The following is a 12,644-nucleotide window of genomic DNA, read 5'->3' on the forward strand; positions in this document are numbered from 1 at the left end:
GGAGGATTTTCCTTCCCGCCTCGTTCATCGGGATACAGGCATCAGCAATATGGGAATGGGGGCGTTCATGGCAAATCCGTCGGCGTTCAGGCTTTCTCTTGTCGGCATCGTGGCCGCCGCTTCCTTGTCATCGACGGCCCATGCTGCGCCGGTGGAGCATAAACAGGCCCCCGGCGCGATGATCGCCAGCGCCGCCGTGGTCCCGCCCGGCAGCACGCTTTATTTCCTCTCCGGCGCGACCGGCGCGCCCATCGACCCCAAGGATACGGAAAGCCCCGGCGCCTTTGGCGATACCGAGGCGCAGGCAATGTCGATCTTCACCAGGATGAAGGCGCAGCTTGCGGAAATGGGTCTCACCATGGGCGATGTGGTCAAGCTGACCGTCTTCCTGGTGGGAGACCCCAAGCTGGGCGGTAAGATGGACCGCGACGGCATGACGCGGGCCTACAGGAAATTCTTCGGCACGGCGGAGCAGCCCAACCTGCCGACGCGCTCGGCCTTCCAGATCGCGGGCCTCGCCCGGCCGCAGCAATTGATCGAGATCGAGGCGATCGCTGCCAGGGGCAACTGAACTTCCGCCGCCGCGCACAGGGGGTATTATGGAGAATAGCATGCAGCCGAGCCGCCGCCAGCTTCTGGGCCTGATCGGCAAGGCGGGTGGCGCGGCGGCCATGTACCAGGCGATGACCGCGCTGGGTCATGCCGCCGAAACCCAGTTCGACGGACCGCCCGTCCTCTCCGGCGCGAAGCCGGGCGCGTCGGTCGTCGTGCTGGGCGCGGGCTTGGCCGGCATGGTCGCCGCCTATGAACTGGAAAAGGCGGGCTATCAGGTCAAAGTCCTGGAGTTTCAGGACCGTCCGGGCGGCCGCAACTATACGCTGCGCGGCGGCGACACCTTCACCGAAAGCGACGGCACCGTGCAGAAGGTGCAGTTCGCGCCGGGCAACTATATCAATCCCGGCCCCTGGCGCATCCCGCATCATCACAACTGCCTGCTGCATTATTGCCGGCAGTTCGGCGTGGCGCTGGAGCCGTTCATCCAGCTCAACCATAATGGCTTCATCCATTCCAGCGAAGCCTTTGACGGCAAGCCGCAGCGCTACAAGGCGGTGGCGACCGACTTCCGGGGCCACACCTCGGAATTGCTGGCCAAGGCCGCGAACGCCAAGGCGCTGGACGGCAGCGTGAGCGCGGAGGACAAGGAGAAGCTGCTGGAGGCGCTGCGCCACTGGGGCGTGCTCGACGACAATATGGCCTATACCAGCAGCGTGGCCGTCTCCGCCCAGCGGGGCTATGACCGCCCGCCCGGCGGCGGCGTCGGCGGCGCGCCGTCGCCCTCGCAGATCGCGAAGCTGGGCGACGTGCTCGACCCGCAGGTCTGGACGGCGATGAGCTTCTATTTCAACTATGTGATGCAGACGACGATGTTCCAGCCGGTGGGCGGCATGGACATGATCGGCAAGGCCTTCGCCAAGCAGGTCGGCAAACTCATCACCTATAATGCCAAGGTCACGAAGGTCGCCCAGAACGGCAAGGGCGTGACCGTCAGCTACAGGGACGTGCCGAGCGGCAGGATGAACAGCGTCAGCGCCGACTGGTGCGTGTGCACCATCCCGCTGTCGATCATCAGCCAGGTCGAGATGCAGGTGGGCCCGAAGCTGGCGGCGGCGATGAAGGCGGTGCCCTATGCGGGCCAACTCAAGATGGGAATGGAATTCAAGCGCCGCTTCTGGGAAGAGGACGACAATATCTATGGCGGCCACAGCTTCACCGACCAGCCGATCGCGCAGCTATCCTATCCCAACGACCGCTTCTTCGCGCCGGGACCGGCGGTGCTGCTGGGCGCGTTCGCCCGCGATGCGGGGGCGTTCGAACTGACCGGCATGACGCCGCAGGAACGGATAGAGGCGGCGCTGGCGCAGGGCGAAATCTTCCATCCGCAATATCGCAAGGAATTCCTGAACGGCGTTTCCGTGCCCTGGAGCCGCGTGCCCTGGATATTGGGATGCACCTCGCGCTGGAGCGAGGAGAACCGGGAGGCGCATTACCAGAATCTGGTCGCCATTGACGGGCGCGTGGTGCTGGCGGGCGAACATGCCAGCTATTATGGTGGCTGGATGGAAGGATCGCTGCTCTCCGGCCTCGACGCGATCACGCGCATCCACCAGCGGACGCAGGCGGCATGAGCCCGCGCCGCGCCCTGATCCTCGTCCCGCCGCTATTGGCCCTTCTCGCCGCGCCGGGCCATGCCGACACGCCCGGCGGCGTGCAGGCGAAGAACAAGGCTGTCGATGGCGAGAAGGTCTACAGGCAGATCTGCGCCGCCTGCCACATGCCCAATGCCATGGGCAGCGGCGGCGGCGCCATTCCGGCTCTGGCGAAGAACAGGAAGCTGGCCGATCCCGCCTATCCGGTCACCATCGTGACGAAGGGCAAGGGCGCCATGCCGCCGATGAGCGACATGCTCTCGCCAGCGCAGGTGGCGGCGGTCATCACCTATGTGCGGACCCATTTCGGCAACGCCTATCCCCAACCCGTCACGGAAGCGGACGTGAAACGCATCGCCAAACCCGGCCGAAGCGCGGAGTGACAGGAAAGGCTGTTCCTTCCCGCGCACCGCGAAAACCCTTAGCAATTTCCCCTTAATTGATTCGCTTCCTCGCCTCACATCTAATCAGTTTGGATGAAGTGAAGGGGAAGCCATGCAAGTCGCTGTCCAGTCGAAGCCGCAGGTGAATACCCAATGCTGTCCGCTTGTCGTCGATCTGGACGGCACGCTGATCAAGGGGGACTTGCTGGTCGAATGCCTGATCTCGGCCTTCAACGACAGACCCCGCACCATCCTCTCGTCCTTTCTGCGCACGGGATGGAACAAGGCGGCGATCAAGGCGGAACTGGCGGACAGCCCCGATTTCGATCCCCATTATCTGCCCTATGACGATCAGGTGCTCTCCCTGATCCGCGCGGCGCGGGCGGAGGGACGGCCGACCTACCTCGCCTCGGCGGCCGACGCCCGGCTGGTGTCGCAGATCGCGGATCATCTCTGCCTGTTCGACGGCTGGTTCGCGTCCGACGGGACGACCAACCTGTCGGGCAGGGCCAAGCGGGACCGGCTGGTCGCGGAATTCGGGGAGGGCGGCTTCGACTATATCGGCAATGCCATGGTCGACGTCCCGGTCTGGGAGCATGCCGCGCAAGGCTATGCCGTGCGCGCGCCCACTGCCGCCTTCCGCCATATGCAGCGCAGGGGCCGCCCGCTCAAGGCCCTGGCGGAGGAAGGGGCCAGCCCCGGGCTCTGGCTGCGTCAGTTGCGCGTCCACCAATATGTGAAGAATGCGCTGGTCTTCGTGCCGCCGCTGATCGGCAATGAGATCACCCGGCTGGCCCTGCTGCAAAGCCTCTGCGCCTTCGTCGCCTTCTCCCTGATCGCGTCGTCCATCTATATCGTCAACGACATCGTCGACCTGCATGCCGACCGGCGGCACCCCAGCAAGCGCGGCCGTCCGCTCGCCAGCGGGCAGTTGCCGATCGGGGCGTCGCTGATCGTCTCGGGCCTGCTGCTGACTCTCGGCCTGCTGACGGGGGCGATGGTGTCGCTGCCGCTGCTGGGCGTGCTGTTCGGCTATTTCGCGCTTACCAGCGCCTACAGCTTCGTGCTCAAGCGGAAATTCCTGATCGATGTCCTCGCGCTATCCCTGCTCTACGCCGTGCGGGTGATCGGCGGCAGCGCGGCGACGGGGATCGTCATGTCCGACTGGCTGCTCGCCTTCGCCGTCATGTTCTTCACCAGCCTGGCGCTGATCAAGCGCTACACCGAACTCGCCAAGCGCAAGGACGCCGATCTGGGCGACGCCAGCAACCGCAATTACAAGGTCAGCGACATGACCATGGTGATGTCGATGGCGGTGGCTTCCGCCTATGTCTCCATCACCGTGCTGGCGCTTTATTTCACCTCGCCGGCCGTCAACGGCTCCTATCGCCATCCCGACCTGTTGTGGATCATCTGCCCGATCATGCTCTATTGGGTGGGGCGGATGCTGATGCTGGCGCATCGCCGCCTGATCCACGACGATCCGGTCGTCTTCGCCCTGCGCGACCGCATGAGTTCGGGCATGGTCTGCCTGGTCCTGCTCATCATGTTCGCGGCGCACTGACCCCATCCCCGGAGGAAAACCTTGCCTGCCCAAGCCCTGGCTGAACATCGCGCGGCCGCCGGCCTGCTGTGGCCGCTTCTGGTCCTGACCTGCGTGCTGCTGTCCTCCGGATCGCAGGTGCTGATGAAGATCGGCATGAACGGCGTCCCGGTGCAGAATGCGCTGGCGCGCGGATCGGCGATCGAGATCGCGACCACCATCGCGACCACCCCCCTGGTGATCGTCGGCATGGCGATGTTCGGCCTCAGCGCCGGGGCGTGGCTGATGGTCCTGTCCCGCATGAACCTGTCGCAGGCCTATCCCTGCGTCGCGCTCGGCATCGTGGTCACCGCCATTTGCGGCTTCTGGCTGTTGGGGGAGGCGATTTCGCCGGCGCGTCTCGGGGGCATCGGGCTGATCGTGGCGGGCGTGCTCGTGACGGGGCTGAGCTGAGATGGCCGCGACCGCGCTTGGCGCGCCCGCCCGCCGCATCTGGCCGATCGGCGTCGGCCGCGTCGACCTGGTGCTGGTCATCCTGCTCAGCATGACGGCCATGGCGATCTGCCTGTTCAACGGCAAGGCGCTGTCGCCGCAGGTCTATGACACGTTCAACATCTATTTCCAGGCCGATCCGCCCCGCGTCATCTCCAACATGACGGAGCGCTGGAGCCCGTACCAGAACCGCACCGTCGCCCATCCGCTCTTTTCCATAACCGCATTGTCATCGGTCAAGGCGCTGGCCTTGCTGGGCCTGCCGCCGATGCAGGCGATCGGCCTGCTGCTGATGCTCGCCGCCGCGGTCAGCGCGGGGGGCTTCCATGTGGCGATGCGGCTGATGGGCCTTGCCCCCGCGGCGGCCGCCGGCTTCACCCTCGCATTGCTCGCCAGCGCCGGTTTCCTCCACTGGTATGCCTTTATCGAAACCTATGCATTCAGCGCGACCGGCATCGTGCTGATGCTGATCTTCACCTGTTCGATGCGGAGCCTGCCCCGCTCCGGCTGGATCGTCGCTTCGGCGGCAAGCGTCGCGATGCTGATCACCAATTGGGGCCTGGGGCTGGCGGCCGCCTTCTTCCGCCTGCCGTTCCGCCAGTTCCTGCTGGTCAGCGGGGGCACCTTCCTTCTGGTGTCGGCGGTATCGGCGGTCCAGATGAAGCTGTTGCACCGCGCCGCCTTCTGGCTCGACCCGCGCATCGTCGTCAAGGAAAAGACCTATGCCGGACCGAAGATGCACGCAGCCGGCATGGCATGGCGCCCGTCCATCAGCGCGCGCAACGCCCTGCTGATGCCGGGCGTCGTGCCATCGCCGCAGCGGGCCGACATGCAGACGGAGATCGGCTCCTCGACGGTCGTGACCAACCAGTTCGCGCCGCTCGGCCAGTGGGGCGTCGCGGGCGGCATCGCCGCCGCCGCCTGGCTGGTCCTGCTGGCCGGGGGCGTTGCGGGAACGCTGGCCGACCGGCAGAGGCGGCCCATCGGCTTGGCGCTGGGTCTGTTCCTGGCTTCGAAGATCCTCTTCCACAGCGGCTATGGGGAAATCACCTTCCTCTACGCGGCGGACATCGCGGTTGCCGCGCTGGCTTTCGCGGCGCTGGGATGGTTCTCCCCCTATCGCAAGGCAGTCGTCGGCGCGCTGATTCTCTTCATCGCCGTCGGTTCCATCCATAATGAGCGGCAGTTTCTGACCGCGGCGAAGCTTTCCAACCAGATTGCCCTGGACAAGCAGCATGGCCGCGCATCCGGCAGCTGAGTCAGATGCTGAACCGCTTCGGCAAGGACTGCCGCATGCCCTCGTCGCTATAGAGCCACATCCGGCCCAGACTTCCCACCCGGTCGTGAAGGACCAGCGATCCGAACAGGGAGAACAGTATCAGGAAGGGCGTGACCCATAGAAAGGCATGATCCCCCAGCGGCAGGACGGACAGCGGCATGGACAGCGCGGCGATGACCAGCCCATGGCCGAGATAGATGCTGAGCGTTCGCCGCCCGAAGAAGATCAGCGGCCCCTTCAGCCACGAAATCCGGCTGAGCAACAGGGCGAGGCCGACTGCCGCCATCAGGCCCGCCATGGACAGGCCGATCTGCGCGCCGGGATGGCGCGTCAGCATCAAAAGGGCCGCAAAGCCTGCCGTTCCGCCGACGATCAGCGTCGCGGCATGGCGCGGCGCCCGCTCCGCCAGCGCCCGGCCATACCATGCCCCGCCGATGAAGAAGGGCGCATAGAGCAGGCCGTTGCGCCACGGATAATGGGGCAGTTCCGCCACCGGCCCGGCCGACAGGACGCAAAGCAGGAAGATCGCCGACAGATGGACGGGGCTTCGGAAGCGGGCAATCGCCTTGGCAAGGACCAGATAGATCGCCATCAGCCACAGGAACCATTGTCCGCTGGGCGGGATGATCCACATATAGATGAGCTGCCATTTGGAAAGGCCCAGCGGCTTCAGCCCGTCGGTCGGGTCGAAATAGCGGAAGAACAGCCAGTAGATCACGGTCCACAGGCTGTAGAGCCAGACGAGATTGGCCACCCGGCCGGTCAGCAGCTGGCCCCAGGACCGGCTGAGCGCCCCGGCGGCGAACAGCCCCGCTATGGCGAAGAACAGCGGCATGCGGACCGGCTTCGCCAGCGCATCGAGCGTGGAAAAGACCGCCCAGCCATGGCCGATGGAAGCACCCGTCAGCGCGGCATGATGGAAGACGACCAGCAGGATCGACAGGCCCTTGGCCACGTCCAGCCAGTCTATGCGTCCCTCATCCTCCTTCACCGACCCGTGCGCGACCCTGTTTTCCTTGCGCATCTGGCTTTATCCTTATCGTCTCACCTTCGAACCTCCGCCCGGCTGAGATCGGGCAATAGGATGACCTTGGGCTGCCGGTCGAACAGCCTTGCAAGCAGGCGGCGCAAACAATGGTTGGCCGGCCCTTCGACGAAGCGATGGGACAGCGCCGCGATGCCGACCGCCAGCAGCAGCGATGCCACGGCGCGCGGCGCCGGCGGCATCGGCAAATATCCCGCCAGATAGAAAGCGGGCATGTGCAGCAGATAGAGCGAGAAGCTCCACGCCCCCAGCCGCCGCATCGCGCCATTGCCCCACAGCCAGTCGTTCAGCCGATGGTCGATGGTCGCGCTGTGGATGACGCAGGCGCAGAGCAGGACCTTCGCCAGATCGCCATAATAGCCGATATGCTTGGGGTCGCCGCGTGTCGACGGGAAGAGGAAGGGTTCGGCCCATGCCGGCGACAGCAGGATGGCGGCCAGGAAGGCCAGGGCGCTTCCCAGCACGAGCATGGCGAGCGGCGGGCGCGGCGGCGCCGCCTTCATCAGCAATGCCGTGCCGATCCCGGCGATGAAGATGTGCAGCTTTGCGAAGACGGAGAAGCCGGGCGTCCAACTGCTGACCGCATAGCTCAGGCAGATCGCGGTCGCCAGCGCCAGGAAGGCGACCGGCCTGTTCGGGCGGCTGCTGTGGAACGCCATCCAGACCAGCGGAAAGAGGAAATAGAACTGGAATTCCGGGCCGATGGACCAGAAGATCGGCTGCGCGCTGGTGAAGCTGAGCAACCGCAGGAGCTGCTGGCCGTCTATGCGATAGATGAAGGCCGGATCGGCATAGCTGAAGAGGAAGAAGGACAGCAGCGATACCGCCAGATAAAGCGGCAGGATTCGCCCCGCCCGCGCCGCGCCATAGCGCAGCAGCGCCGCGACGTCGGGCTTCTGCCCCAGATAGAGATGGCCCATCAGGAAACCGCTCAGCACGAAGAACAGCATCACGCCATAATCGCCCAGGCGGTGATTGACCCAGGGCGGCAGCCCGACATCGGGAAAATGCGACAGCATCACGATCAGCGCGGCAAAGCCGCGCAACCCGTCCAGCGCTGGAATATGCCGCCCGCTCATGCCGGGGGCGTGCTGTCCGCTGCCCTCCGCCCGCGTGCGAAGCAGAAGCCGTAGAGCGCCCACATCAACGCCGCCGTCTTGATCGAGAGCAGCGAATTGCTGATCGGCAGGCACAGGATGAGGAACAGCATGGTGCCATGTTTCGCCATGCGGTCGCCCGGCGCCCTGCCGAACCCGGTGAGCGACAGCGCCAGCCAGAGGCCGAGCGCGATGAGCACGGATTGGGACTGGATGAAATCGGCCCATCCCGCATCGTCCAGCCGCGCGAATTCGGGGCTGACCCCCAGCAATGCGGCGGCATCCATCGTCCCCAGCGCATGCAGGCCGATGCCCAGCCGCCCGGCGAAATTGTCGCCATTGGGCATCAGCAGGCCGAACGCGTCCCCCAGCCAAAGCAGGCCCAGCATGACAGGCAGGTACATCGCGCTCCAGCGGTCGGGCAGATAGCGGCAGAGCGGCAGATAGAGGCAGAAGAGCAGGATGACCGTCATCGCGAGCCGCCCGTCGCAGATCACCAGCAGCGCGAAGGTGGACGCCACCATGAAGGCCCGGCCCCAGCGCGACAGTTCGCGCCAGCAGGCCGCCGTGAAGATGGTGACGACGACCGCCCAGTTGCCGAGCGACACCGGCTCCAGGAACAGCGACGACCCGCGATGGAAACCGAAGCCGTTGAGCAACAGCCGCCCGCCCGGCCGTTCCGAACTCAGGAACAGCGATCCGCCCGCCCAGAAGGCGTCGGCGTCATATCCGCGCGTGTTCACATAATAATCGACCACGTTGAAGAAGGCGCCATATTGGTCCGGCCGCGCCAGTTCCCACACCCCCACCAGCAGGATGCACGCCTGCATGACGAGGACCGACCGGCGGAACAGGTCGGCGCGCAACGCCGTGCCCAGCAGGATGAAGGCCGGGATCAGCAGCACGTCGCCTAATATCTTGGGATTGAACTGCGCCCGGATCGCGCTGGTCAGCAGCACGGCCATCACCAGCAGCGCGGCCAGCGTCCACCATCGCGCCGCCAGCGCGACCGGCTGGAACAGGCCCAGCAGCAATGCAGAGATGACGATGCCGCCCTGCATCACGGACACGATCGACCCGCTCATCGGCGCGACATGGCTGTTCACCCAGGCGAGGAACGGGTTGAACAGGACCGTCGCCGCCAGCAGCGCCATGGCCGCCACCGGCACGACCGCGCGCAGTATGTCCCCGGCGCCTTGCATCCGGACGTCTCTTTGCAGGACAAGCTCAGCCAAGGGCGACCTCCACCAGCCGGTCGGCCACATCGCCCCAATCCTGCGTCGGTGCTGGCCGCCGGCGCGTCTGGGCGGCCCTGGCGAAGGCCTGCACTATCCCATCGGCGTCGCCCGGCCGATAGCCGAAACGCAGCCCATGCTCGCCCACCGCGAAATCCGGGCAGATGGCGGGCAGGCCGATGGCGCCATATTGCATCAGCTTCAGGCTGGAATCCGCCAGATAGGCCGATGCTTCCGCCGGCAGATAGGCCGCGATCCCGACATCGGCATGCTGGATATAGGGCAGCGTCCGTTCGAAGGGCATCTCGTCGTGCAGCACCACATTGGACGGGAAGGCGTGCCTGGGCGTTCCGATCATGTGGAAGGTGAAATGGGGAACCGCCTGCGCCAGCGTGCGGATCGCGCCCTCGTCGAACAGCATCGATCCGACCGCCACCGCATTATGCGGCCGGTCATAGGGGCTGACGGTCGGCCGGCGCAGGTTTCGCAGGTCGACGCCATGGGGAATGAAGATGCGCGGACAGTCGAAGCTGTCGAAATGCGGCAGCATGCTGCGGGCGACGACCACGACCATGTCGATGTCGCGCGCCTGCCTTTGCAGCGTCGTTTCGATGCATGGCGGCACGCCGGCGGTCGCCAGCAGGTCGGTCGCGCGATAGACGATCCGCGCATGCGGGGCGATGGCCCGCACCCGCCGGATCAGCGCGGGGGCGATGCCGGATTCGATGAGGATGAGGTCCGCCGTGGCCGCCGCCTCGTCCAGGGCGGGGCAGGCCATGCCGGCCCAGCGGTGGAACAGCCAGCCGGTCAGCGCATCGGGCACCGGCATCTTGACCGGATGCCAGCGGGTCCGCCACAGATAGGCGCGCAGGCCGTCCACCGTTTCCCAGCGGTTGGCGCGCGGGTCCAGCCCCGCCCGGCTGTCGCCGCGCAGCCGCGACAGCCAGCTGTAGCCGATGGACAGGAAGGCGACGTCATGACCCCGTTCGGCCAGTTTCTGGGCGATGAAATGCACGCTGGCGCGCCGCGCCGTGCGATAATCGTGGCGCGACAGGATGAGGATGCGGGCGTTGGTGACGCCATGGGGTGCGAGGGCGGCCGAAATGGGGATGTTCAATGGCGTCTCTCCCTGCGGCCGATGATTTCGTCATAATAATCTTCCAGTTCCGCCATGTTGGACCGGATGTGGAAACTGTTGTTGACCCATTCCCGTCCTGCCCGGCCGAAGCTTTCGCACAGATCCGCCGACAGCAGCAGCCGTTCCAGATGCGCGGCATAGCTGCCGGTGTCGCGCCGCTCCGCCAGCAGGCCGCTCTGCCCCGGCCGGATGGCTTCGCGCATCGGCCCGTCGTCGAAGGCGACCACAGCCATGCCCAGGGCCTGCGCCTCCATCAGCACGATGGGCAGCCCTTCGCTGTCGCCGTTCGCGGCGCGGATGCTGGGCATGGCGAAGATCCTGTGCCGGGCCATGGCGGCGAACACCGCCTCTCGCGGCTGCGGGCCGGCAAATACCGGCTGGATGCCCAGTTTTCGTGCCTGATCCATCAGCGCCGGCTTCATCGGACCGTCCCCGATGATGGTCAGCGGCTCCTCGCGCAGGCGGGGCGGCAGCTTCGCCCAGGCGTCGAGCAGGAAGTTGACGCCCTTCTTCTCGACCAGCCTGCCCACGAACAGCGCGCCCCGGCGCAGCGAGGGGGAATCCACCTGCGGCAATGCGGCGGGGTCGATGCCCAGGCGGATGACCCGCAGCTTGCCTTCGGGATAGCCGGCCTCCAGCAGGCACTGCCTGATCCAGTTCGACACGCAGATGATGCCGTCGACATAGCGCATCAGGACGGGCTTCAGCATCAGGTACCAGAGCCCCTCTGTCCGCCGCGCATGTTCGCGGGCGGTGACGGTCGCGTCATAGCCATGGGCCGTCACCACCAGCGGCATGCGCCGCCGTAGGGCAAGCGGCAGGATGCCCGCGCCGTCCTGAAGGAAATGCGCGTGGATCAGGCCGGCGGAGCGTGAGGACAGTTGTCCGTCCAGATGGTCGTAATGTCCGGTCAGCCGACTGCTGATCCTTTTCCACTTTCCGGCGCCGGGTTCATGAAGCAGATGCAGTTGCTGTCCGTCCCGATAATGGCCGCCGACAATGTCGTCGGCCATGACGAAGGGGCGGTATCGGCGCAGCGACCGGATATGGTCCGCAATGAAGGTCTCCGACAAGGGCAGGAAACCGCGTCTGTAAATGGCGACCATCGGCATGTTGTCTGTCCGCACTGGGAAGATCGGGTTCGGACCCTTGGGACATATCCTAGGGGTATTCCCTCAATTCGCTGCTGCTTGTGCGGCTGTTATATCCAAAGCCCACCCCTGTTTCGAGTAAGGCATAACACCTATGCAGCGGAACCTAACCCCTTGTGTCTCGGTGATAATTGCCGCCTATAATGCGCAGGATACGCTGGTTCGCGCGGTCAATTCGGCGCTGGCGCAGCAGGTGCCGGTCGAAGTGCTGATCATCGACGATGCGTCGAGCGACGACACGCTGCGGGTGGCGCGGGGCCTGACGCGCATACACGACAATGTCCGCCTGATCGTCAGCGCGGAAAATGGCGGACCTTCGGTCGCGCGCAACAGGGGGCTGGCCGAAGCGCAGGGCGAGTGGATCGCGATACTCGACGCCGACGATGCGTTCCTGCCGGGGCGGCTGCAACGCATGACCGGGGTGGCGAGGCGGCATGAGGCCGATCTGGTGGCCGACAATCTGCTGTTCTTCGACTGGCAGGCACAGGCCGTGGCGGGCCGGGCGCTCAGGCTGGCGGACGATCATGTGCAGCAGGTCGGCGCGGCGGATTTCGTCGGCCAGTGCATGACCGGCCGTTCCCCCTTCGATTATGGCCAGCTAAAGCCGATCTTCCGCCGCCGTTTCCTCCATGCGCGCGGACTGCACTATCCGCCTCACCTCCGCCATGGCGAGGATTTCGCCTTCGTTCTGGACTGGCTGCTGGCCGGCGCGCGCTTCATGCTGATGGGGGAGGGGCTTTACCTCTTCACGCAGCGCATCGGTTCGATCTCCTCGGACAGTTCGGGCCAGTCGCGCACCATCCTCAACCTCCAGGCCATGCGGGACCATACGCTGGGCCTGCTCGCCCGCCCGCGCATCCGGGCGGACAGGGCATTGGCGGGGCTGTTGTCGAAACGGGCGGACGCGATCCGCGACCAGGCGATCTGGAACCGCGCCTATCCGCACCTGCGCGCCCGCCGGCCGGGGGCGCTGCTGATGGAAATGCTGCGCGACCGGCGCAGTTGGCCGATGCTGGCCCGTCACCTGGTCCGGCGGCACAGGGCGCGGACGCTGGCGCGTTAAGGCCCCCGCAG

The 12,644-nt window shown here is 65.9% G+C and carries 12 protein-coding genes; 7 read left to right on the forward strand and 5 right to left on the reverse strand.

Annotated elements, in window-relative coordinates; genetic code table 11:
• Nucleotides 1–67: 67 nt before the first annotated feature.
• The 6 genes from K7W03_RS00380 (at nt 68) to K7W03_RS00405 (ending at nt 5,883) form a co-directional block, all read left to right on the forward strand.
• Nucleotides 68–571: a RidA family protein gene (locus tag K7W03_RS00380; protein WP_103001866.1), complete on the forward strand. Its 504-nt coding sequence runs from the start codon at nt 68–70 to the stop codon at nt 569–571.
• A gap of 28 nt (nt 572–599) precedes the next feature.
• Nucleotides 600–2,186, forward strand: a complete 1,587-nt coding sequence (locus K7W03_RS00385) for a flavin monoamine oxidase family protein (RefSeq protein ID WP_222885198.1) — start codon at nt 600–602, stop codon at nt 2,184–2,186.
• Entirely contained in the window at nt 2,183–2,590 is a 408-nt protein-coding gene (locus tag K7W03_RS00390; protein WP_061936013.1) for a c-type cytochrome, read from the forward strand. Before K7W03_RS00385 ends, K7W03_RS00390 begins: the two co-directional genes overlap by 4 nt.
• A 112-nt stretch (nt 2,591–2,702) precedes the next feature.
• On the forward strand, nt 2,703–4,154 hold the full coding sequence (locus K7W03_RS00395) for a UbiA family prenyltransferase (RefSeq protein ID WP_222885199.1): 1,452 nt from the start codon (nt 2,703–2,705) through the stop codon (nt 4,152–4,154).
• 21 nt (nt 4,155–4,175) lie between these two features.
• Nucleotides 4,176–4,586, forward strand: coding sequence for a DMT family transporter (locus tag K7W03_RS00400; RefSeq protein ID WP_025547692.1), 411 nt, complete (start codon nt 4,176–4,178; stop codon nt 4,584–4,586).
• 1 nt (nt 4,587) lies between these two features.
• Nucleotides 4,588–5,883 (forward strand): hypothetical protein, encoded by a 1,296-nt coding sequence (locus tag K7W03_RS00405; RefSeq protein WP_222885200.1) that lies wholly within the window; start codon nt 4,588–4,590, stop codon nt 5,881–5,883.
• A 1-nt stretch (nt 5,884) separates the two neighbouring features.
• Here K7W03_RS00405 and K7W03_RS00410 read toward each other — a convergent pair whose 3' ends face one another.
• From K7W03_RS00410 to K7W03_RS00430, 5 genes are read right to left on the reverse strand one after another with little or no spacing between them, the layout of a single operon-like run.
• Nucleotides 5,885–6,928, reverse strand: a complete 1,044-nt coding sequence (locus K7W03_RS00410; RefSeq protein WP_222885201.1) for an acyltransferase family protein — start codon at nt 6,926–6,928, stop codon at nt 5,885–5,887.
• A 20-nt stretch (nt 6,929–6,948) separates the two neighbouring features.
• Nucleotides 6,949–8,028 carry an acyltransferase family protein gene (locus K7W03_RS00415; protein WP_222885202.1) on the reverse strand — a complete coding sequence of 360 codons (1,080 nt, stop codon included), beginning with the start codon at nt 8,026–8,028 and terminating at the stop codon, nt 6,949–6,951.
• A complete protein-coding gene (locus K7W03_RS00420) occupies nt 8,025–9,281 on the reverse strand; it encodes a polysaccharide biosynthesis protein GumE (RefSeq protein WP_226869579.1) in 1,257 nt (418 codons plus the stop codon). The genes K7W03_RS00415 and K7W03_RS00420 overlap by 4 nt, the downstream gene beginning before the upstream one ends.
• Complete coding sequence (locus K7W03_RS00425) at nt 9,274–10,398, reverse strand: polysaccharide biosynthesis protein GumK (protein WP_222885203.1); 1,125 nt, start codon at nt 10,396–10,398, stop codon at nt 9,274–9,276. The genes K7W03_RS00420 and K7W03_RS00425 overlap by 8 nt, the downstream gene beginning before the upstream one ends.
• Nucleotides 10,395–11,531, reverse strand: a complete 1,137-nt coding sequence (locus K7W03_RS00430; RefSeq protein WP_025547684.1) for a glycosyltransferase — start codon at nt 11,529–11,531, stop codon at nt 10,395–10,397. The genes K7W03_RS00425 and K7W03_RS00430 overlap by 4 nt, the downstream gene beginning before the upstream one ends.
• Nucleotides 11,532–11,664: 133 nt before the next feature.
• On the opposite strand from K7W03_RS00430, the gene K7W03_RS00435 reads away from it, so the two are divergent.
• A complete protein-coding gene (locus K7W03_RS00435) occupies nt 11,665–12,633 on the forward strand; it encodes a glycosyltransferase family 2 protein (protein ID WP_226869580.1) in 969 nt (322 codons plus the stop codon).
• The last annotated feature ends 11 nt before the right edge of the window (nt 12,634–12,644 follow it).

The sequence above is a fragment of the Sphingobium sp. PNB genome (genome assembly GCF_019873065.1).
In the GTDB taxonomy this organism is placed as follows: Bacteria; Pseudomonadota; Alphaproteobacteria; order Sphingomonadales; family Sphingomonadaceae; genus Sphingobium; species Sphingobium fuliginis.

What these genes read in the sequence shown, in the direction of transcription:
- K7W03_RS00415 (WP_222885202.1), bottom strand. Translation starts at nt 8,028, where the DNA reads ATGAGCGGGCGGCATATTCCAGCGCTGGACGGGTTGCGCGGCTTTGCC.
- K7W03_RS00380 (WP_103001866.1), top strand. Translation starts at nt 68, where the DNA reads ATGGCAAATCCGTCGGCGTTCAGGCTTTCTCTTGTCGGCATCGTGGCC.
- K7W03_RS00395 (WP_222885199.1), top strand. Translation starts at nt 2,703, where the DNA reads ATGCAAGTCGCTGTCCAGTCGAAGCCGCAGGTGAATACCCAATGCTGT.
- K7W03_RS00390 (WP_061936013.1), top strand. Translation starts at nt 2,183, where the DNA reads ATGAGCCCGCGCCGCGCCCTGATCCTCGTCCCGCCGCTATTGGCCCTT.
- K7W03_RS00385 (WP_222885198.1), top strand. Translation starts at nt 600, where the DNA reads ATGGAGAATAGCATGCAGCCGAGCCGCCGCCAGCTTCTGGGCCTGATC.
- K7W03_RS00410 (WP_222885201.1), bottom strand. Translation starts at nt 6,928, where the DNA reads ATGCGCAAGGAAAACAGGGTCGCGCACGGGTCGGTGAAGGAGGATGAG.
- K7W03_RS00435 (WP_226869580.1), top strand. Translation starts at nt 11,665, where the DNA reads ATGCAGCGGAACCTAACCCCTTGTGTCTCGGTGATAATTGCCGCCTAT.
- K7W03_RS00430 (WP_025547684.1), bottom strand. Translation starts at nt 11,531, where the DNA reads ATGCCGATGGTCGCCATTTACAGACGCGGTTTCCTGCCCTTGTCGGAG.
- K7W03_RS00405 (WP_222885200.1), top strand. Translation starts at nt 4,588, where the DNA reads ATGGCCGCGACCGCGCTTGGCGCGCCCGCCCGCCGCATCTGGCCGATC.